This is a genomic window from Blautia luti (genome assembly GCF_013304735.1).
GTDB lineage: Bacteria > Bacillota > Clostridia > Lachnospirales > Lachnospiraceae > Blautia_A.
In genome coordinates this window covers 142174-164076 of record NZ_JAAITI010000001.1, presented here as the reverse complement: position 1 = coordinate 164076, position 21903 = coordinate 142174, and the positions used below count along the sequence as shown (strand labels likewise).

Below are 21903 nucleotides of genomic sequence, written 5' to 3'. Positions count from 1 at the left end.
TCCGGATTACCTCCACTTTTACTGAAAAAACGGCCAAAGTCTGCGCCCTGGCCGCTCCGTTATGCTTTTATACTTGATTATTTAGCCTGATATTCCTCGATTGCTTTCTGGATATTAGATGCTGCTTCCTCTGGTGTCATCTCATCGTTAGCAACTGCATCCTGTGCATTGAAGAGAACGTCTGCAACCTCTGTCGGGAATGCCTGGTCAGTGATTGTAAATGTTCCGTTTGTATTGGATGTCTCAAGCATACCATCTACGTTAACCTGATCTGCCGGAGCTTTTTTGCCCTGTTTTGGAAGTGGTAAGTTGTAGTACTCACCGTACTGGTCAACGCTGTCATCGCTGTAGTAGTAATCCATGAACTTCACGCATGCATCCAGTTCCTCATCGGAAAGGTTCTTGTTGAACTGTGTCATCTCTGCGAAAGCAGACATACGGTTGCTGTCACCGGATGGGAATGCAAATACGCCATAGTCGTTCGGATCAAGGTCATTCTGGATCATAGTTCCGTCATACCACTGTCCCTGAAGATCCATTGCACATTCTCCTGTGCCCATTGCCATGATTGTATCGTTCGGGTCAAGGGTAAGGAAGCCATCTGGGAAGTATCCTGCATCAACCCACTCTTTATATTTTGTGAATGCCTGTACAACTGCTTCACAGTCCCAGCTCTCTTCGAATGTATTCAGCTTGTCATGGAGCTCAGCGCCTGCATAATGCTCAACAAGAAGCTCAAGCCATCTCATTACATGCCATCCGTTAAGACCTGCAGTATCCATTGGTGTATATCCGTTATCTTTCAGAGTCTTAAGAGCTGCCTCGAATTCATCGAATGTAGTCGGAACTTCGATTCCGCAATCATCAAAGATCTGTTTGCTGTAGTAAACACCAAGTGCATTGTAGCTTGTCGGATATCCGGAAAGCTTGTTATCGAATGTACAGAGGTCTAAAGCAGCTTCTGTAAACTCATCGTTCCATCCGTTGTCCTTTGCATACTGTGTAAGATCATATGTTTTGTCGTTGTCTACATAGAAGCTTCCAAGGCTACCGCCCCAGTTAAACCACATACTTGGAAGTGTATCGGAAGAAGCTGCAACTTTGCAGGCATCCTTGATTCCGTCTGTGTCATAGAAAGATGCTGTTACTTTAATATCCGGGTTTGCTTCGTTGAATGCCTCTACGATCGGCTCAACTGCGTTCTGTCTTGTGTTCAGTGTCCAGAAAGAAACTTCTGTTGCTGCGCTTACAGAAGAAGCCATTCCGAATACCATTGTTCCTGCAAGTACTGCTGCCATTACTTTTTTAAAATTCATGTCATGTCCTCCTTTAAACTTTTTATAAATTTGTTTAGTTGTTTGTTTGGTATGTCTCGTTTTTCGTTAAACAAAAGATAGCACATTGTTTAGTTGTTTTCAACTGTTTTTTACTATTTCTACATTTATGATAATTTTACATAGTATTTTTTGTTTATTTTTCACTATAAACTTGTTGTTATATATTTAGTTTATATAAACTTTTTTTGAATTTTTAGCAATAATTACGCATCCATTGTGTTTAGTAGATGTTTTTTATCCATCCGTGAAGTACTCTTTTTTGATCTTTTTCCCTAACATTTTTAGACATTTTATAACATTCTCTGACATAGATTTTTTCTCACGCTCTATTTTATGTATACAAAAGCCTGCGATTTTTGCAAAAACCGCAGGCTTTTCTAGCAATATTTAAACTCTTTTTAAACTTTTATAATTTAACTTTCACACGCTCTCTGTGCATACTCTGTCTGCACCAGTTTTTCATACTCTGCACGTGTGTTCAGCTCTCCTGCATCTTCCAGAATATCCTGTAGAAGCTCAAAGCTGTCTTTTTCAAAAATCAGATTTTCTTTCCATGTATCCTGATCATAATAACGTTCTACAATAGTAGTAATCGTGTCGAGATCGGTTCCCTTAAACTGTGGTGCGATCACCTCCGCAATTTCCTCCGGCGTGTGGCTCTGAACGTAGTCCATTCCTTTCTGAAGTGCATTGGTAAATTTCTGGATGATCTCCGGATTCTCTTTCATATAACTTTCTTTTGCGCTGTAGGATGTGTAAGGCACATATCCGGATGCTTCCCCAAGAGACGCTACCACATAACCTGCCCCTTCTTTTTCCAGGATTGTGGCAGATGGTTCAAACTCTACCGTATATGCCGCAGAATCATCCCCTGTGAAAGCCGCTGCCGTAGAACCAAAATCGATACTCTGGTCGATGGTCAGATCTTTCTGTGGGTCGATGCCATTTTTCTTCAGAATATATTCAAATACCATTTCCGGCATGCCACCTTTTCGTCCACCGAGAACTTTCTTTCCTTCCAGATCTTCCCATTTGAAATCAGGCATCTCCTCCCTAGCCACAAGGAAGTTTCCGGCCCGCTGGGTAAGCTGGGCAAAGTTTACTGCCGGGTCGGTGGCGCCTTCCTGGTATGCATAGATCGATGCTTCCGCTCCCATGAAACCGATATCTGCCTCACCGGAAATCAGAGCTGTCAGAACTTTATCTGCGCCAAAACCAGTTACCAGTGTCAAGTCCAGACCTTCCTCTGCAAAATATCCCTCTTCAATCGCCACATACTGCGGCGCATAGAAAATCGAATGCGCTACCTCATTTAATGTAACCTTCGTAATCTTCTCCTCTGCCCCGTCCTTCTTAGCAGCAAAAGCCGTCATCGGCAGCGCGGTCACCGCCAAAACCACTGCTGCCGTCAGTGAAATCCATTTTTTATTTTTCATGCAGATACTCCTTTAAGAAACTTCTGCTGTTAGGATATGCATAAAGGTCCTAAAAGGTTCAAATTCAAAGGTATTATCCGTTTTCTCAGTCTCTTCTGCCCTGTTTGGACTGGATCTTGGAAGGAACTGTCTCACATTCATTTACGGATTTGCATAATCTTCCGCGATCCAGTAACTGCCGTAAACAGGAAAAATCGTATCAACTTCTCCCTGCAAAAGAGCAGTTTCCATCTCATCATATAATTCCGGACTTTTTTTGCTGACTGCAAAATAGTATGGGGAATATCCGATCTTCACAATGGAATTCCAGAGATATTTGGAAATTTCTTTCTCCGCAACCGTTGTGGAAACAATGGCATCCAGCTTACCGCTGTTCATGTCTGCATATCTCTGCTCACTGCTCTCATAAAGCTCGACCTGGCATTTCACATTGTTTTTCTCACACCACTCCTGAAAAAGATCTACCTGCACACTGCCTTTATTGATTCCCACTCTGGCATTCTCAAGCGTAGAAAGATCGGTTGATTTCCATGATGCAATGCCGGGTTATCCTGCGTCAACATAATTTCCGTTAAGAAATCCTGCTGTGCTTTTTTTCTCAAAAATATTGTCACGTCATGAATCATATGTTAAAATATGCAACGAAACTGGTTCGAAAACCTCCCAGTATAAAAAACTAGGCAAAGTAAAAAAAGAATTTCCGGCTGCACGTAATAAGCAGCCTTTTTGCTGATGCTTTTGTTTATTGGAGGTGATAAACAAAAGCATTTTTTTTGCTTTGACATAAGTTGGAAAGGAACAAAATGAACAAACGAAAAATTATCATTGACTGTGACCCGGGAATCGATGACAGCCTTGCGATTATGCTGGCTCTAAAATCACCGGAAGTCGAAGTGCTTGGAATCACCATTGTCTGCGGAAATTCCCCGGTGAAAATGGGATTCGAAAACGCAAAAAAAATCCTAGCGCATATGAACCGGCTGGATATACCGGTTTATATCGGCGAAAACAAGCCTCTGAAACGTGACTATGTAAACGCTCTGGACACTCACGGTGCAGATGGTCTTGGCGAAAGCTTTCTGCCCAGGGTGCTTGGATATCAGCAAGAAATCGGTGCCGTAGATTTTCTGGCCGATGTGCTGAAAAAAGAAAAAGTCTCCGTAATCGCACTCGGACCGATGACCAATCTTGCCAAACTGATTCAGAAAGACCCGGAAGCTTTTGACCAGATCGAGGAACTGGTATCTATGGGCGGTTCCTTCAAAAGCCACGGAAACTGCTCTCCTGTTGCAGAGTACAACTACTGGTGCGATCCGGATGCTGCCGCACTGGTCTATGACACCCTTTACAAGAATGGAAAAATGATACACATGATCGGTCTTGATGTGACAAGAAAGATCGTTCTCACTCCTACTATTCTGGAATACATCTGCCGCCTGGATAAGGAAACCGGTGAATTTATCCGAAAGATCACGAAATTTTATTTTGACTTCCACTGGGAATGGGAGCATATCATTGGCTGTGTGATCAATGATCCACTGGCAGTGGCATACTTCCTGAATCCGGATATCTGCCAGGGTTTTGATTCCTATGTACAGATTGAAACCGGAGGCATTACTCTCGGACAGTCCGTTGTGGATTCCATGAATTTTTATCGGAAAACTCCAAATACAAAAGTACTGACCGAAGTAGACGTATACGCATTCTTCCAGCTGTTCCTCTCCAGGATTCTTGGCCTGGAACCGGAAAAACTAGATATTTTGCAGGATTTAATATAAGGAGTGACTGAATATGAAAACAGAAAAAATAAACGTACAGAAAATCTGCCTGATTGCTTTCGCCATCTGCATTAATTTCGTAGGCGGACAGATCGCGCTTTTTCTGAAACTCCCCATTTATCTCGACAGTATCGGTACTGTATTTATTGCTTCCATTCTTGGACCGTTTTATGGCATGCTTCCTAATCTCATCAGCGGATTATTGATGGGAATGACTGTGGATATTTATTCTCTGTATTATGCTCCGGTGGGAATTGTTCTCGGTTTTGTGACCGGTCTTGTATACCGGAAATTCCAGCCAAAAAAATGGCAGATTTTTCCGGCAGCTGTTGCAATCACCCTTCCATCAACCCTGATCAGCTCCTGCATCACCGCGTTTTTATTTGGCGGAATCACCTCTTCTGGTTCCTCCATTCTTGTACAGCTTCTTTCCAAAACACCTCTTGGAATGGTCGGAAGCTGTTTTGTGGTCCAGTTTGTCACCGATTACATTGACCGTGTTCTCTGTCTTGCACTGGCTGCTGTTATGATCGGTGCCTTACGCAAAAATATGAAAGAGAGTTTTATCCGATGAAAGTTCTTATTACAGGTACCAGCTCCGGAATTGGAAAAGGATGCGCGAAGTTTTTTCTGAAAAAAGGCCATGAAGTCTATGGATTTGATAAAAATGCTGCTACGATCGCGCTGCCTGGATATACCCATTTCTGCCTGGATATCCGGAATAAGGATTCCTACCCGGAACTCCCTCCTGTGGATATCCTGATCAACAATGCTGGAACGCAGGACGGAAATGACATTGACGTAAACTTAAAAGGAACCATTTCCATTACCGAACATTACGGAATCCACCCTGATATTTACTCTATTGTGATGATCGGCTCAGCAAGCGGACATACCGGCTCCGAATTCCCGGAATATGCAGCCAGCAAGGGTGGCGTTCTGGCCTATGCCAAAAATGTGGCAATGCGGATTGCGCCTTACCAGGCCACCTGCAACAGTCTGGATTTCGGCGGCGTCATGACCGAGCTGAACCGTCCGGTCATGGAGGACAAAAAACTCTGGGATCAGATCATGGATCTGACTCCTATGAAGCGGTGGATGACTGTGGAAGAAGCTGCGGAATGGATTTATTTTATCTCTGTAAAAAACCGCTTCTGCACCGGTCAGAATATTCTCATCGACGGCCTGGAAGCCGGAAACTGCAACTTTATCTGGCCGGATGAAACATAAAAATCTCTTCTGCTGTCTTTTCTGATTTGTGTTATAATAGACCTCATAATATTCAGCGTTTCAAAAAACGCCGTAAACAGGAGGAAATCACTATGGACATCAAAGAGGAAATCCATTCATTATCAGAAGAAATGCTCACAAACCTTGGCAGACTGGTTGCCATCGACTCCCAGCTTGGCACACCTGCCGAAGGAAAACCTTTCGGTGAAGGCCCTGCAAAAGCTCTGGAAGAGGGTCTTAAGATTGCCGAAGAACTTGGCTTCAAAACCGTAAACCTGGATAACTACTGCGGCTATGCAGAAATGGGTGAGGGCGATGAAATCGTTGGAATCGCCGGACATCTGGATATTGTGCCAGTCGGTGGTGACTGGACTTACGATCCTTTTAAACTTACCCGTGAGGGCGACCATGTATACGGACGTGGAACCACCGATGACAAGGGGCCCGTCTTGGAAGCACTCTACGCCATGAAACTTCTCCGTGACCACGGCGTAAAGCTAAACAAAAGAGTACGTCTGATCATGGGCTGCAACGAGGAGACCGGTTCCAAATGTATGGAACATTATAACCAGGTAGCAGAAGAACTCTCCTGCGGTTTTACCCCGGATGCCAGCTTCCCATGTATCCACGGTGAAAAAGGCCGTGCATTTATGATGGCCTATTCCAAAAATACCCGGATCATTTCTGTAAATGGTGGATTTGTAGCAAACGCAATGTGCGACACCTGCACAACCGTAATCCCTGCAGATACCGGCCTGAAAGAGAAACTGGAATCCGCCTTATCCCAGAGCAAGCTCCAGGAATACAAAGTAACCGAAGAAAACGGAGAACTGACCATCTACGCAAAAGGCGTTCCTGCCCATGCCAGCACACCGGCCCTTGGTGTCAATGCCGCAGGCGTAACCTTTGAGTGCCTTGCAAAAGCCGGATTTGAAGATGATTTTGTAGAATTCTATAATTCCCATCTCGGCACCGCCTGCGATGGTTCCGGTATCGGACTGAAATTTGCAGACGAGTACGGCGAGCTGACTTTCTGCAACGGAGTTGTAAAAACCGAAAACGGTGTAATTTCCTGTACCATTGATATCCGTGTTCCTGTAACACTGAAAGAAGAAGATGTACGCAGAATGTGCGAAGGTAAACTGGAAGACAAAAACGGCCGCATTGAAATCGTTGAGATCGGCGCTCCGCTGTTCTTCCCGAAAGAATCTCCGCTTGTAAATGCCCTGTACAAAGCCTACACCGATGTAACTGGCGATACAGAACACGAACCTGTAGTCATCGGCGGCGGTACTTATGCAAAATCCCTCAAAAATATCATTGCCTTCGGACCTGAAAAAGAGGGAATCGACTACCGCATCCACGGAGCCGACGAATTTATCCTGGTTTCCGGTATGGAAGAAGCAGTCCTGATCTATATGGAAGCAATCAGAAATCTGCTTGCGATCTGAAAAACACACTGAAACGTCAAACAGGTTCCGACAGAAGTGGAGGATTACTTCTGCCGGAACCTGTTTTATTTTCAGGGAAAATAATTCAATTATATATGTTTTATACAAAAAATTCATTTAATTTTTGTGTATGATTTTCCGTTTTCTGTTGTCTTATTATGTTTCACTCTCTGATGAATCCATATTTTTCCATCCATAACGGAGAATGGATATCACCATAGACGATTCACTGACAATTTCGTCTAATATTCCCGCCCAGGAACCAACAACAATATCATATATGATCCACAATGGTGAATTGATCAGCATTCCAACCAGGCGGATTTTCCGTGCATTGTATGTGTATCCACCTATCGTTGCCGCAATATTAGCCACAACCGGAAGCAGCGACCACCATCCGGTCCAGGTAAAGATCAGCGTTGTCACCTGCAATATACAAAGCAGGCAGCACATCCGTCTTCCTTTCAGAATATCATTTTTGCTTCCCAGGCAGAATGAACGCACGGTATTCAGTATATAGCTTATCCCACCGGTAACTGCCCCTAACAGTAACAGATGTACCGTATAACACAGATAGGAAAAAAACTGAACCCGAAACAGTGATTTATTACTCCTGAACTGATAAGATAAAAAAAATAAGATGGTTCCCCAAAATCCTATCCCCTGTATTAATAAAAAACGAATTGACATTATTCCTCCAAAATTATTATCTGTTTCTGTGAAATATATTTTCCTTCCAGATCATATCATAATCTCAGCCATATTTCTATTTCCGTTTACTCTGACAAACCCCTTTCATATCTGACTTTTCTTTCTGATAATAACAAATCTTATGGAAAAAGAAAGCACCTGTGTTATAATATCTCATATAAATCACCCCTGCTGGGGACTTATTTGATTTGGGTCAAGCGGATATTCGCAATCCGCATTCGCTACTTGCTCACAATCTAACATGGAGATGAGAATTCTTATATGACATTAAAATTAATCGCACTTGATATTGACGGTACACTTACCAACGATGAAAAAAAGATCACAGAAGATACCCGGAGCACACTTCTGAACTTTCAGAAACAGGGAGTCCGGGTAATGCTGGCTTCTGCCAGACCTGTGCCCGGACTTTATTCTGCTGCCAGTGAGCTGCGCCTTTGTGACCACCACGGCATCCTCATGGCCTACAACGGTGGAAAAGTTGTAGATGCCACAGATGGCCAACTTCTTTCACAAACCCATATGGACCTTAATAAAGCCCGGGAACTTCTCCGTTTTCTGGAAGCGCTTCCTGTCACTGTAATCCTGGACGACGGCGAACGCTTCTATGTGGAAGATGCTCATGGATATAAGGTGGAATACGAATGCTGGAACAATCAGATGGACTGCACAGAAGTCGATAACCTTGCAGATTTTCTGGATTTTTCCCCGGTAAAGCTTCTCCTGTCTGTTGACCCGGATGAAATCCTGAACATTCAGGATATGATCCGCAGCCATCTTCCTGATGATCTCTGTGTTGTCCGCACGGCACCTTTTTATCTGGAGATCATTCCGGTTTCCATCAATAAGGGAAAAGCTCTTCTTGATGTGTGCAGCCGCCTTTGTATTGATCCGGCTGACACGGCAACATTCGGTGATTCCGAAAATGACATTCCTATGCTCCAGGCCGCCGGCTGTGGTGTTGCCATGGGAAATGCGGAAGATGCGGTAAAGGCTGTCGCTGATAAGGTTACACTATCCAATAATTCGGACGGTATCGCTCATGCACTTCGTGAACTGATAATGTAACAATTGTTTTCCTATTTCCATACTGGTATAATACGAAAACAATTTTCAGTATTACGGAGGAAAAAATATCTATGGAACTTTTATTTCTGGCGCTGTTTGCAGCCAGTCTGATCGCATGTGTAGTCACCGGTGCTTCTGTTGTTTTCGCCCTGGTATTCGGGTACATTCTGTTCTTTTTCTATGGACTGATCCATGGAAAAAGTGTAAAAGAGATGCTTCGTTTTTCCCGGAACGGAATTTTCACGGTAAAAAATGTTCTGCTGACTTTGTTGCTGATCAGTATGCTGACCGCGATCTGGCGTGCCTGTGGTTCCATTGCCTATATCGTATATTATGCTTCTGCCATCTGTACTCCTTCCGTGATGCTGCTGGCGTCTTTTCTTCTGTGCTGTCTGATCTCCTTCCTTACGGGAACCTCCTTTGGAAGTGCCGCCACCATCGGCGTGATCTGTATGACTATGGCCAACAGTATGGGGATTCCAGCCTTTCTTACCGGCGGCGCAATCCTGGCCGGGATTTTTTTCGGGGACCGGTGTTCTCCTGTTTCCACCAGTGCACTTCTTGTCAGCGAGCTGACGAAAACAGATCTTTTTTCCAATATCCGGAATATGACACGCAGTGCTCCGGTTCCCTTTATACTGAGCTGTGTTCTGTATGGAATTCTTGGTTTTTCCGTCCATACAGGATCTGCTGCGGATACTACCAGAAATTTGCTGCGGGATTATTATGCGTTCTCGCCGTTGATGCTTCTTCCTGTTGTAATCGTGCTGGTACTTTCCCTTCTTCATGTGGATGTAAAAAAGACCATTGCCATCAGCGGACTGGTGGGAATGGTCATTGCGGTTTTGGTACAGCACTTTCCGGTTTCGGAACTTCCTGCTTTATGTTTTTCGGGATTTTCTCCTTCTGATGGGGAAATTGCGAAGCTGATGAGCGGCGGCGGTTTTCTTTCCATGCTGCGTGTTTACCTGATCGTTGGAATTTCTTCCTGCTATTCCGGCATGTTTGAGGGAACCGGATTTCTGAACGGAATTGAAGCCCTGATGGAAAAACTGGGCTCCAGGATCACCCCTTATGGCACAACCTTACTGACTTCCATTGTCACTTCCGCCATCTCCTGCAACCAGACCCTTGCCATCATGCTCACCAGCCAGCTGTGCGGGGAAAACAATCCGGAAAGATCTTCTTTTGCCCTGGACCTGGAAAATACGGTAGTAGTCATAGCGCCCATGATCCCCTGGTCCATTGCAGGAGCCGTTCCGCTGGCTGCCATCGGTGCGCCAAACATCAGTATCGCAGTTGCCTTTTATCTGTATCTGCTGCCGCTGTGGGGACTGGCTGTGCATCTGTTCAGGTAGGGTCTGTTTTTACCGTCAGATCCTTCACCCAACGATACTTCTTATAATTCAGATACACAGCCGGGATCTTCACAAATTCATCCAGACTGATGATAAAGTAAACCGCAAGCACCGGAAGCTTCAGCACAAATGCGGCGATAAGGCCCAGTGGAACCATAATACACCACATGGAAATACAGTCGCAGTACAATCCGAACTTACTGTCTCCGCCTGCACAGAAAATCCCGCTGATGGTTACTCCGTTTACGGAACGTCCGATCATATAGTAAGCACAGATCAGCAGCATTCCCTTAAGATATCCTTCCGCTGTAACGCTTAAGTTGGCCGCACAAAGGATCAGCGGGCTGAATGCCAGAAGCACCAGTCCGGATACGATTCCGCTGGAAACAGACAGATGACAGAGCCTTCTGCCGTATTCTTTGGCTTTCTCCAGCTTTCCGGCTCCCAGTTCGTTTCCTACCATGATTCCGCCACCGTTTCCAAGTCCCATACAGAAACATCCGGCCAGGTTTTTGACAATGCTGGCAATGGAATTGGCGGCTACCGCATCACTTCCCAGATGTCCCATAATTACGGAATACATGGAAAATCCGGTTCCCCAGACGATCTCATTGCAGATCACCGGTGTTGTATATTTCCAGAAATCTCTCCTGAGAACGGGATCGTCTCTGCGGAGATATTTTGCCCGGAGTTTTACCTGATCTTTTCCCACAGTTTCCAGAACGCACCATGTAACTTCAATGATACGGGCCGTTACTGTTGCCAGTGCGGCTCCGGCGATCTCCATTCTTGGCATTCCGAACAATCCATAGATCAGCACTGCATTGATAAAAATATTTACTACCACACTGGTGGCACTGATCATGCTGCTTTTTGCCGCTCTGCCGCTGTTTTTCAGAATACAGAGATACATCTGTGAGATTCCGGTAAGCAGATAGGATACCGCGATCACACGAAGATACAGGGAACCGCCCCGGATCAGTACCGGATCATTGGTAAAAATCCTCATCAGCATTCCCGGGATCAGCAGCGCAGACAGGGTAAAGACCAGAGAGATCACAGTGGTAACTTTCATCACAAAGGCAAAGATCCGCTCCACTGCCGGAATATCTCCCTTTCCCCAGTACTGGGCTGCGATAAGAGAAAGGCCGATGGTCATTGCTTCCAGAAGAAGGTTGTGGATAAATGTTATCTGCCCCGCCAGAGATACTGCGGAAAGAGAATCCTGTGAGATCACTCCCAGCATCAGGGCATCGGATGCACTGACCAGCGCCAGCATAAACTGCTGAAAAGCGATAGGCATCACCAGGCTTATGAGCTTTCTGGTGAATGCCGGGTCTTTTTTATTTTTCATTTATTTTTGCCCATGCCTCCTCATCAAATTTCCAATCTTTAAAGTAATATGGCTTGTCTGCATCCGCGATCTCGCGGATCACGCGGCAGGGATTTCCAGCTGCACATACATTGTCCGGAATGTCCTTTGTCACTACGCTTCCCGCACCGATCACAACGTTGTTTCCAATTTTTACACCAGGAAGAACACAGCAGCTTCCGCCGATCCACACATTATCCCCGATGGTGACAGGAATCCCGTACTCAAAAGCGGAATTACGGCTTTCCGGATGGATAGGATGTCCGGCTGTGTAAATACCTACATTGGGACCAAACAGTACGTTATCCCCGATGGTGATCTTTCCCACATCCAGCATCACACAGTGGGTGTTGGCATAAAAATTCTCCCCGACTTCGATATGGCTTCCGTACTCACAGTGGAACGGTGGCTCAAAATATACGTTTTTCTTATGTTTCAGTCCTGTACGTTCCAGACATTCCATCCCTTTTTCCGGGTCAAAAGGCATGGCCTCATTGTACTCCCGGACGGCCTTTTTTGTTTCTTTCTGCTGCGCCACTACTGCATCATCGGAGATGTATGCCATTTCGTGATCTCTTCTGTAAATATTGTCCATTGTAAATCCCTCTCTTATAAATACACTTTGTTTTCTTCAAAAAAATGCCCGGTGTCTCCTGACGCACTGTGAGTGATTCCGGAGAGGACGGCGGCATGCTCCACTATATCTGCCTCACAGTTTACGCGGACATTGACCGAAGCATCTTTTCGTTTTATAATTATATTGTATATTTTTAAGTTATTCTATCGGTTTTCTATCTAACTTTATAACAATCCTGCGAGGTATGAATATGATCTATATAGACTTAAAGGATGACCTTTCTGAAAAAATGGTCTACGATTATCCTGACTGCCCGGCCTACACCATCCATGAAATGCTTTCCCACTATCCCAATTATTCCGCTATCAGCCACTGGCATGATGACATTGAATTTCTGATGATCCAGTCCGGCCAGATGCAATATAATGTCAACGGAAAAATCCTCACTCTGGAACAGGGACAGGGGATTTTTGTAAATTCCAGGCAGATGCATTACGGATTTTCTGAAAGTCACAGGGAATGTGAATTTTTTTGCATCCTCATCCACCCCATGCTTCTGTGCACATTACCTGCCTATGAAAAAAACTTCGTCCTTCCTCTGATCCGGAACAACGAAGTTCCCTTTTTTATCTTTGATCCCGGGATTTCCTGGCAGGCACAGATTCTGAAACAAATGGCCGACATCTATGTGCACCGTAAGAGTAAAACTGCTCCTTTACGGATCCTGTCCTCTTTTTCCCTGATCTGGGCTCTGCTTCTTGAACATCTGCCCTCTGCCTCCCGGACCGAAGACCATACCAATACAGATCTTACCACCATCCGGAACATGACCGGTTTTATCCAGCAGAACTATGCTTCCAGAATTTCCCTTAAGGAAATTGCGGCTGCCGGTTCCGTAGGTATCAGCAAATGCTGCAAACTCTTTTCCAGATATTTCAGCCAAAGCCCCAATCTCTATCTGAATCAGTACCGCCTGAACAAAAGCGCCCTGCTTCTCCGGGAAACCGATATGACCATAACGGAAATCGCTCTTTCCACCGGCTTTGGCAGTGCCAGTTATTATGCGGAATCTTTTCGGAAATGGGCCGGCATGAGCCCCGGTGAATTTCGAAAAGCCAGGTAACTGCTGCCGTCAGATCACACTGTCTTCCGGAATTTTGCCGGTGACACGCCGAACTGTTCCCGGAACAGATGATAAAAATGGCTCACATTAGAAAATCCACAGCACTCACAGATGTCCAGGATCTCCCTGTCTGTCTGCGCTAGGAGATAGACCGCGTATTTCAGACGTTCCTGGTTGATATACTGAGTAGGAGTTTTCCCGCTGATCTGTTTCAGAAGTCTGCAGAGATGGCTTGGAGAACAGGGAGCCAGCTCGCACATTTTTTTGTAGCCTTCCTGAAGATTTTCAATCTTTGACATATTTAAGAGAAGCTCTGACAGCCAGGAAGGCATCTGATTCCAGGGATCCTTTTCATCATAAGTGAAGAAATAATCCTCCAGAAGAAGTGCAATGATACACTGTGCATGATATCTTGCATGCCGGGGGTGGCTGCCGTTTACCAGATTTCCGGCCATATCCATCGCTTCCAGAACCCTGCGGAAATTTTCCCCTTCCAGATGTACGAAGGCCGGCATCTCACTGTTTATCAGTTTATCCATCTTTTCTTCCTGCTCCAGAAACAGGGAAACATTCCGGAGCACCTGGGTGGAAAAGCCCAGATTCCGGACACAGAAATTCTCTGAGTGAAAAAAGCTGTAGCTGTGCATATCATTGGGGCGTATAAAAAACAGGTCTCCTTTTTTCACCGTCTGCACGGAATCATTGATCAAATGATAGGCCGTACCCTCTGAAATAATAAAAAGTTCATAATGATTATGGGTATGTAGCGGCACATGCTTGTAAATATCCGAGATCGTATAGGAAAGTCCGGACTCTTTGCGCAGTGGATATTGTTCTTTTCCAAATACCGGTATTGCCATTTTTTCTACTCCTCCCCGTTTTCTGATATCAATATACTACAAAAATCTGACAGCTGTAAACAAGAAACACGGTGGAAATTGTGATATTCTTTTTACCGCATTGAGGTAGATTTTCTGTTGAAAAACGATCTCTCTGATGCAGAAACTTGATCTTTATTTCTTTTTGAGGGAGGACTTATTATCATGTCATCATCCAAAGCTCGATTTTTTAATCCGGCTGTTGTAGGCCTGATCATGCTCAGCTTTTTTCTGGGTACCAGTGAATATACGGTGATCGGTATCCTGCCGGAAATTGCGGACGGATTCGGGATTTCACTGACACAGGCCGGAAGCATTGTATCTCTGTTTGCTTTCGCCTATGGCCTGGGCACTCCGTTTCTGGCTGCCTATGTGGGAAAATATAACCGTTTCCGTATTACCATGCTGGGAATTTCACTGTTTGCACTCTGCAACCTGATCTGTGCCATTGCTACCAATTACATGGTATTTCTGGTGTTCCGTATCCTTACAGCTGTGGTTTCCGGTACTGTGGTTTCCATCTCCATGACGTATGCGGAAGATGTTGCTTCCATCCCGGAGCATATCCCGGGTGTGATTGCAGGTGTCTTTTCAGGCTTCAGTATCGCTTCGGTCATCGGTGTGCCTATCGCTTCCACCATCACTCATGTTTTTGGATGGCGCGCGGCTTTTATCACGATCTTCGTGGCAACTCTGGCTCTGCTGGCACTTCTGTTTATGAAACTGCCCCGGCAGAACCGTCTGAAAGCAGGGAGTATTCTGGAACAGTTTAAGCTTTTTCTGGATAAAAGAATCTCCATCGGCTGTGCCATTGTTTTTCTGGCCGGTGCTTCCACTTACTGTTTTTATACATATCTGACACCGATCTTCCAGCAGGAGCTTCATATTCCGGATTCCATGTTAAGCCTTGCGCTTCTGATCTTCGGTATTGCGGCTATCACCAGCAACGTAAGTTCCGGTCAGGTGGCAAACAAGACCGGCATCCGCCTGCTGCCTCTGATCTATGTGATACAGACTGTATGCCTGCTGCTTCTTCCCATTGCCACCCACAATCTGGTAAGCGGAGGACTGGTACTTTTTATCCTGGGTGTTGTGATGTATCTTCTGAACTCACCGCTGCAGATGCATTTCCTGAAAATTGCTACCAGAGAACATCCGGCCTGTGTAAACCTGGCTTCTTCTCTGATCTCGGTTTTCTTTAACTTTGGTATTGCGGCCGGTTCTGCCATGGGTGGTGTGATCGTGAAATATGCCGGTCTTCGTTTTGTGGGAATCGGCGGTGCAATCCCTGGTATCGGAGCGATCATCTGCGCGGTGATCCTGCTTCAGATCATGAAACCGGGTGCGGATATCCGATAAAAACGCAGCCAGGAATATCTCCGGATTTTGTATCCTGTATTCCTGGCTGTATTTTATTCTCTCAGTACTCTTTTGTTACTGATCTGCTTTTACTTTTGTATTCTTCCAGTCCCATAAACCGGACTTTCCTGTATCCCTATTTCATCTCAATTTTAAACAGTCTCGCTGCTTTTTCCTGCGGCATCTTCACTACAAGATTTCCATTTTCAACTTTATATTCGCACATCTCTTCCTTTGGATAGATCACGGATACTTTGCTGATCTTTTCTGCATCTTCCAGCGGGATCACTGCTTCTGTTGTTCCCGGTGTCCATACGGAAAGATAGGTATTCTTCTCTGCTTTTACTCCGTAAGCAAGCACTTCGGATTTCAGAGTTCCAAAACCAAGCGGAAAGAACGGCACACCGTCACGGACTTCCTCACGGATCTCTTTATACAGGGCAATTCCCTCTCGCATCCGGTTCATGGAATTTTCACCAAGCTTCCATACCATACCACTGATGTACGGGCGGAGAAGCATACCGTTTACCACATTGTAGATCACATGCTCTTCTTCATCCTCATACGGATATACCCACATGCCACCCTGCTCAGGGGCAACCGCACTTGCCACATTGGCTGCAATATTGGCATTGTAGAGATAATCGGTCTGGTCACTGGTGGACTGCAGGCTTAAGACTTTCAGCATACCATAGTCCATACGCTGTCCGCCGGAACCGCAGTTCTCCACAACAAGATCCGGATAATCACGGAAGATCTCCTCATACCACTGATGGAGGCATTCATAATGCTCACGGATGGCATCTGCACAGCTGTCGCTGTTCAATTCACTTCCGTATCCCATCGTTACGTTATAGTCCACCTTGAAGTACTCTACGCCATAATCACGGATCAGCCTGTCCACTACATCACGGCAGTATTTCCGTACTTCCGGATTGCGGAAATCCAGCATGTAACGTTTGTTGTCAATGTGGCGTTTTCCATGGCGGCAGACAAACCAGTCATCCGGAAGTTTATTTGCAAGCTCACAGGCAACTCCCATAACTTCGATTTCCAGCCAGAGTCCCATTTTCAGGCCTTTGCTGTGTGCGTAATCGCAGACTTCTTTCAGGCCTCCAGGGAATCTTCCGGATGCTTCCTTCCATTCACCGACACGGTCCCACCAGAATCCGTCGTCATACCATCCTGCATCCAGACAGTAATATTCGCATCCCAGCTCTGCCGCCTTGTCAATGATGGAAAGCTCCCGCTCTGTTGTGGGATCTCCCATCAGGCAGTTCATGTAATCATTAAATACCACGTTCAGTTTCTCATCGTCCGGATTCGCTCTGCGTACTTTTCTACGATATCTGGTCAGCGCTGCTACTGCCGGATTCAAACCTCCTTTTACAACGGCTGCCCCTGCCGGAACAGTTGTGAAGCATTCTCCCGGTTTCAGATTCTTATACCATCCATGCTCCTGCTCTGTGGCACCGCTTACAGTAAGATACAGATTCCCACCCTGGGCGGAACCATATTCTATCAGCCACTGTCCGGAACTTTCAACCTGGAAAATATAAGTTTCCCCTGTTTCTCTGTCTTCGGCAATTCCCATTGGAAGATACTCGCAGGTAGACCAGGTTCCCTTTCCACTGTAACAATAACGGTTCAGTCCATATCCCTGATGATTAAATCCGTCTACGACCATTCCGTTTAAGTTCAGTGTCTCTGCATCATATTTCTGCCACTGTGCCTCACAGCACCAGCTGTTAAACGGTACATAGATATCTGTTTTTTTGTAATAAGGTTTGTCACCGCCTCTGGAAATTCCCTGATATATAAAAGAAGAAACGTAAGTCAGGCCCTGATCTTCACTTCCCTCGTTGGTGATCTCTGTCCAGGTCTGCACTGCCGGAACTCCGTCAAACAGGCGCATATGATATACGGCTTTCAGCTTTTCCGGAGAAACCATTACGATCTCCAGTTCTTTTCCACCGTCCTGCTCTTTCAGTTCATGTTTCTCATAAACAAAGTCTACAGAGGACTGATTGATGTTGTTTTTGTAAGCATGCATATTCAGGCTTCCGGTGCCGCTTCTGTGGATCTCAACAGCCGGATAATAAATATCTTCCTTCGGCTCCATGGCTGCCTTTTTTACTTCCTGTGAAGAAAGATCTGCCAGCTCTACCACGCCGTTTTCACGGATACGGAACTGGATATCCAGGCCGTTTTCATGTAATTCGATTGTTTTCATGTTCCCGTTTTTGTAGCTCATACAAAATATCCTCCCGTTTTTGTAATCTTGATCTCAGTATAGCATCTGATCTTTTGCAAGGTGACAGGTATCATCCCCTGAATGTAAAAATGCAATATATTGTCGTATTTATTTTTCTGTGCTATACTGTCTCACAGATATTTTTTCACAGGTTTCTGATCCTGTGCCGCCGTTATCCCATAATATTTTCTGACGATCAGGAGGTTTGCCAAATGGATATTTTTCAGGACTCTTCCAGATATTTTCATATTTCCGCTTTTTATGCCCTTTCCCTTCCTTATTACCATATGGAACATCACACCCATTCCAGTTATGAGATCATGTATATTACTTCCGGTTCCTGCCGGGTTTTCTGCATGGATGAGGAACAGGACGTAGAATTTCTGCTGAAATCCGGACAGTTTATCTTTATCCGACCGGATGTCCCTCACAGGCTTGAAATCCCGGATGGTTTTCCCTGCTCGATCCTGAATCTGGAATTTTCCCTCACTTCCGAAAAAAGCCCGGTTTCTCTGGATCTTCTTCTGAAAAAAGATCCCGGATTTTCCCGGTTCTGGACCTTTATGGACTCCTCCCGGGGATTCTGTTCCGGCACAGATTCCCGGAATTTCGGATACAGCCTGAAAGACCTTCTCACCTTTTTGCAGCGCAGTTCCGGTGAGATAAAGGAGGAAGAATTTCTCTTCTTTCTTCTGTTTGGCCGTATGCTTACAGAACTTGCCTTCTGCGCCCACTCCAGCCGGAACTCATCGGGAAGTGCTTATCTAAAAAAAGCACTCCGCTATATTGACGAGCATTATCTGGAAGATATTGATATTCCTGCCATTGCCGCATATGCAGGAATCAACAAATCCTACCTCCAGGCGCTTTTTACAGAAAAAAACGGCTGCACCATCAACACTTACATTAACCGCAAACGCATGGAGCAGGCCGCCTTTCTTCTGTGCAACAGTACTCTGCACATTACGGATATTGCCTTTTCTTCCGGTTACAATAGCCGGCAGCATTTTGCACATACCTTCGAAAAATTTTATCATATGAACCCTTCCCGGTACCGGAGCCTGCATACCCGGCCTCTCCGTTCGGATACCGAAAAGAAGCGCTATCATATGGCGGATGGCCTGAAACTGGAAAGTGAACCTTTTCCACATGAATGAAGTCAGATCTGAATTCTGAACGACAACCGGGCATTCACGTCTCCACTTCTGATCAGCTGTAACACCATCACACAGGCAAAAAAATCCAGCCGAATCACAGAGATTTTGTATCTCATACGTGATCCGGCTGGATTAATATTTTATTATTGGACTATTTATGGAAGCAGATTCTGCATACTCTTCAGGCTGATCGCCAGTGTAGAAGTATTGTGCAGAAGTGCAGATGTAGTCGGCTGCAGGATTCCTGCAACACCACAGGCGATAAGGCCTGCATTAAAGGTAATGATGAAACGGTAATTACGTCTGATACGTTTCATCAGTGCATTACTGATCTCTTTCAGAACAACCAATTCCTGAAGATCATCCGCACCTACGGTAATGTCTGCGATCTCACGGGCAATTTCAGCACCATCACTGATGGCAATGCCCACATTGGCTGCGGAAAGTGCCGGAGAATCATTGATTCCGTCACCTACCATGATCACCCTTCTTCCGGCTGCCTTCTCTTTTTCGATGAAGTTGGCCTTATCCTCCGGAAGTACCTCGGAATAATATTCATCCACACCTACACGTCTGGCAATAGCTGCTGCTGTACGCTCGCTGTCTCCTGTCATCATAACGATCTTGGAGATTCCTGCCGCGCGCAGTGCTTCTACAGAAGCTTTTGCCTCCTCACGAAGTGGATCTTCAATACAGATCACAGCTGCAAGACGTCCGTCAATAGCCAGATACAGGTGAGAATATTCTTCCGGAATGCTGTCGAATTTCTCCTGGCCATCCTCCGGGATCACACATTTCTCATCTTCAAAAACAAAGTGATAACTTCCGATCACGGCTTTATGTTCTTCTATGGTAGTGGAAATTCCATGTGCCACTACATATTCAACCTTGGAATGCATCTCTTCATGTGCCAGATGTTTCTTTCTGGCTGCACTGACAACGGCCTTGGCCATGGAGTGCGGGAAATGTTCTTCCATACATGCGGCAATACGCAGCATCTCGTCCGGATTGTTGTTATCAAAGGAAACCACATCCACAACCGTTGGTTTTGCTTTTGTCAGAGTTCCGGTCTTATCAAATACGATGGTATCTGCATCAGCCATTGCTTCCAGATATTTACCGCCTTTAACCGTAACTTTATGTGTACCTGCCTCACGGATCGCGGACAGTACGGAGATTGGCATTGCAAGCTTCAGTGCACAGGAGAAATCTACCATCAGGATTGCAAGGGCCTTGGTTGCATTTCTGGTGAGCAGATATGTAAGGGCTGTTCCTCCAAGAGTATACGGAACCAGCTTATCTGCCAGATGCTCTGCCTTGCCTTCCAGGGAAGATTTCAGCTTCTCAGATTCCTCGATCATGGTGACGATCTTGTCATAACGGCTGGAACCACCTACCGTCTTCACCCGGATAGTGATCTCACCTTCCTCCACAACGGTACCTGCATAGGCAACGCTGCCTTCTTTCTTACATACAGGTACAGACTCACCGGTAAGAGACGCCTGGTTCACCATAGCTTCTCCATCCGTAACGCTTCCGTCAAACGGAATCACAGTACCCATACGGACAACAACTTCATCTCCCGGCTGAACTTCTTTGGATTCTACAAGAATTTCCTGATCTTCTCTCTTCAGCCACACCTTGCCAACATTCAGTGACATGGTTCTTGCAAGATCACCGACTGATTTCTTATGTGTCCACTCTTCCAGAATTTCTCCGATTCCAAGCAGGAACATAATGGAACCTGCAGTACCGAAATCCTGACGCAGTACGGATACACCGATCGCAGTGGCATCCAGAACCGGTACTTCGATCTTGCGGTGAAGAAGTGTATCAATGCCCTTCCAGATATATTTCAGGGAAGTTGCTGTCGTATAAATCGCGTTCAACGGATATGGCAGGAAAAGCTTTCTTCCAAAATGATAGATCACCTTGGAGATCAGTTTCTCCTGATATTCTGCATTCAGTGCTCTTCCGGAGCTCTGCAGTACCTGCTGGGGAGCTTCCACATCCTGATAATGGAATGCTCTGATACCGCAGATAACAGCCTCACGGCTGCCCTGATAATTCACAACCGCATCACAGGTTCTCTCATATACCTTGGCGGAAGCCACTCCGTCAAGATTTTCGAGATAATACAGCAAAGTATCCGCCTGCTCGTAACTCATTCTCTTCTGGGCAAGATGAATACGAAGTCGTCCTCTTGTCTCATGTTTAATATAAAATTTCACGGGAAATCGCCTCTTTACTCAGCTGTCTCTTCAGTTGCTGCTTCTTTTGTCTCTTCTGCTGCCTCCTTGAATGCATCCTCATCTGCAGTCTCTTCTGCATTCTCTGCAACATCTTCTACAGCCTCTTCTGCTGCAGCTCTCTCCTCATTGATTCCCTTAGCCTCAGCGTAGATATCCTCCGCGTTCTCCTGAAGGCTTGTAGCTGTTTTCATGATGCAGTCCTTAGCTCTTAAAACGGCTGCTGTGCATCCTGTGTAAAGCTTCTTCGCATCCTTGCTTGTAAGGATCTTGATTCCTGCTGTTCCAAAAAGAACACCTGCTGCAAAAAGTCCTGATTTTTTGAATTTAAAATCTACCATAATAATTTTTCCTCCTAAATATATAATTTTTATCATTTTACTGATTTCCGGTGGACAATTTCCCATGCCTGCCCCGGTATTTTCATCATTATAAAATACTTGTAAAAAAATGTCCAGTGTTTTTTTTGTGAATTTAACACAATTCGCTGAATTTTCAGTTAATTTCTCCTAACAGTTAAGTTTTACTAATAGTTTCGTTTTTCTAATTTTTAGTCTGTACAAAC

The 21903-nt window shown here is 45.3% G+C and carries 19 protein-coding genes and 1 riboswitch; of the genes, 9 read left to right on the top strand and 10 right to left on the bottom strand.

The genetic code is table 11. The features are described 5' to 3' along the window. Window positions 1-77: 77 nt before the first annotated feature. The 3 genes from G5B06_RS00705 to G5B06_RS00695 form a co-directional block, all read right to left on the bottom strand. On the bottom strand, window positions 78-1316 hold the full coding sequence (locus G5B06_RS00705) for an ABC transporter substrate-binding protein (RefSeq protein WP_173771133.1): 1239 nt from the start codon (window positions 1314-1316) through the stop codon (window positions 78-80). Window positions 1317-1750: 434 nt separating this feature from the next. Further along, the gene (locus tag G5B06_RS00700; protein ID WP_173761808.1) at window positions 1751-2773 is read right to left on the bottom strand and encodes an ABC transporter substrate-binding protein; all 1023 of its coding nucleotides are present in this window, start codon (window positions 2771-2773) and stop codon (window positions 1751-1753) included. Window positions 2774-2914: 141 nt separating this feature from the next. Continuing rightward, window positions 2915-3265: a transporter substrate-binding domain-containing protein gene (locus tag G5B06_RS00695; protein ID WP_173761807.1), complete on the bottom strand. Its 351-nt coding sequence runs from the start codon at window positions 3263-3265 to the stop codon at window positions 2915-2917. 149 nt (window positions 3266-3414) lie between these two features. Continuing rightward, window positions 3415-3459: riboswitch (PreQ1 riboswitch) on the top strand. A 117-nt stretch (window positions 3460-3576) separates the two neighbouring features. Here G5B06_RS00695 and G5B06_RS00690 point away from each other — a divergent pair. The 4 genes from G5B06_RS00690 to G5B06_RS00675 all read left to right on the top strand — a co-directional run bounded on the left by G5B06_RS00690 (window position 3577) and on the right by G5B06_RS00675 (window position 7232). Further along, entirely contained in the window at window positions 3577-4551 is a 975-nt protein-coding gene (locus G5B06_RS00690) for a nucleoside hydrolase (RefSeq protein ID WP_173761806.1), read from the top strand. Window positions 4552-4564: 13 nt separating this feature from the next. Then, the gene (locus G5B06_RS00685; protein ID WP_173761805.1) at window positions 4565-5125 is read left to right on the top strand and encodes an ECF transporter S component; all 561 of its coding nucleotides are present in this window, start codon (window positions 4565-4567) and stop codon (window positions 5123-5125) included. Continuing rightward, window positions 5122-5781: an SDR family NAD(P)-dependent oxidoreductase gene (locus tag G5B06_RS00680; protein WP_148444987.1), complete on the top strand. Its 660-nt coding sequence runs from the start codon at window positions 5122-5124 to the stop codon at window positions 5779-5781. The genes G5B06_RS00685 and G5B06_RS00680 overlap by 4 nt, the downstream gene beginning before the upstream one ends. 92 nt (window positions 5782-5873) lie before the next feature. Further along, window positions 5874-7232: a M20 family metallopeptidase gene (locus G5B06_RS00675; RefSeq protein WP_148444988.1), complete on the top strand. Its 1359-nt coding sequence runs from the start codon at window positions 5874-5876 to the stop codon at window positions 7230-7232. A gap of 156 nt (window positions 7233-7388) precedes the next feature. Here the strand turns inward: G5B06_RS00675 and G5B06_RS00670 are convergent, their stop codons facing one another. Next, window positions 7389-7922: a YgjV family protein gene (locus G5B06_RS00670; RefSeq protein ID WP_173761804.1), complete on the bottom strand. Its 534-nt coding sequence runs from the start codon at window positions 7920-7922 to the stop codon at window positions 7389-7391. Window positions 7923-8204: 282 nt separating this feature from the next. On the opposite strand from G5B06_RS00670, the gene G5B06_RS00665 reads away from it, so the two are divergent. Both G5B06_RS00665 and G5B06_RS00660 read left to right on the top strand, forming a co-directional pair. Beyond that, complete coding sequence (locus G5B06_RS00665; RefSeq protein ID WP_173761803.1) at window positions 8205-9011, top strand: Cof-type HAD-IIB family hydrolase; 807 nt, start codon at window positions 8205-8207, stop codon at window positions 9009-9011. Between the two features lie 71 nt (window positions 9012-9082). After that, window positions 9083-10369 carry a Na+/H+ antiporter NhaC family protein gene (locus G5B06_RS00660; protein ID WP_173761802.1) on the top strand — a complete coding sequence of 429 codons (1287 nt, stop codon included), beginning with the start codon at window positions 9083-9085 and terminating at the stop codon, window positions 10367-10369. On the opposite strand, the gene G5B06_RS00655 is transcribed toward G5B06_RS00660, so the two are convergent. Continuing rightward, entirely contained in the window at window positions 10362-11723 is a 1362-nt protein-coding gene (locus G5B06_RS00655) for an MATE family efflux transporter (protein WP_173761801.1), read from the bottom strand. The two genes, G5B06_RS00660 and G5B06_RS00655, sit on opposite strands and share 8 nt — an antisense overlap. Continuing rightward, on the bottom strand, window positions 11713-12336 hold the full coding sequence (locus G5B06_RS00650; RefSeq protein ID WP_173761800.1) for a sugar O-acetyltransferase: 624 nt from the start codon (window positions 12334-12336) through the stop codon (window positions 11713-11715). Before G5B06_RS00650 ends, G5B06_RS00655 begins: the two co-directional genes overlap by 11 nt. Before the next feature lie 232 nt (window positions 12337-12568). Here G5B06_RS00650 and G5B06_RS00645 point away from each other — a divergent pair, with 232 nt between their 5' ends. Further along, window positions 12569-13441, top strand: a complete 873-nt coding sequence (locus G5B06_RS00645) for an AraC family transcriptional regulator (protein ID WP_173761799.1) — start codon at window positions 12569-12571, stop codon at window positions 13439-13441. A gap of 14 nt (window positions 13442-13455) precedes the next feature. On the opposite strand, the gene G5B06_RS00640 is transcribed toward G5B06_RS00645, so the two are convergent. Then, on the bottom strand, window positions 13456-14301 hold the full coding sequence (locus tag G5B06_RS00640; RefSeq protein ID WP_173761798.1) for a helix-turn-helix transcriptional regulator: 846 nt from the start codon (window positions 14299-14301) through the stop codon (window positions 13456-13458). A gap of 183 nt (window positions 14302-14484) precedes the next feature. Between G5B06_RS00640 and G5B06_RS00635 the strand changes: the two genes are divergently transcribed. Next, window positions 14485-15678, top strand: a complete 1194-nt coding sequence (locus G5B06_RS00635) for an MFS transporter (RefSeq protein WP_173761797.1) — start codon at window positions 14485-14487, stop codon at window positions 15676-15678. Between the two features lie 136 nt (window positions 15679-15814). On the opposite strand, the gene G5B06_RS00630 is transcribed toward G5B06_RS00635, so the two are convergent. Beyond that, window positions 15815-17932 carry a glycoside hydrolase family 36 protein gene (locus G5B06_RS00630; RefSeq protein ID WP_173761796.1) on the bottom strand — a complete coding sequence of 706 codons (2118 nt, stop codon included), beginning with the start codon at window positions 17930-17932 and terminating at the stop codon, window positions 15815-15817. Between the two features lie 212 nt (window positions 17933-18144). Between G5B06_RS00630 and G5B06_RS00625 the strand changes: the two genes are divergently transcribed. Then, window positions 18145-19089: an AraC family transcriptional regulator gene (locus G5B06_RS00625; protein ID WP_173761795.1), complete on the top strand. Its 945-nt coding sequence runs from the start codon at window positions 18145-18147 to the stop codon at window positions 19087-19089. Window positions 19090-19244: 155 nt separating this feature from the next. Here the strand turns inward: G5B06_RS00625 and G5B06_RS00620 are convergent, their stop codons facing one another. Both G5B06_RS00620 and G5B06_RS00615 read right to left on the bottom strand, forming a co-directional pair. Next, a complete protein-coding gene (locus G5B06_RS00620; protein ID WP_118061998.1) occupies window positions 19245-21320 on the bottom strand; it encodes a heavy metal translocating P-type ATPase in 2076 nt (691 codons plus the stop codon). Window positions 21321-21334: 14 nt separating this feature from the next. Continuing rightward, window positions 21335-21679: a DUF6110 family protein gene (locus G5B06_RS00615; protein WP_021976234.1), complete on the bottom strand. Its 345-nt coding sequence runs from the start codon at window positions 21677-21679 to the stop codon at window positions 21335-21337. Window positions 21680-21903: the final 224 nt, after the last annotated feature.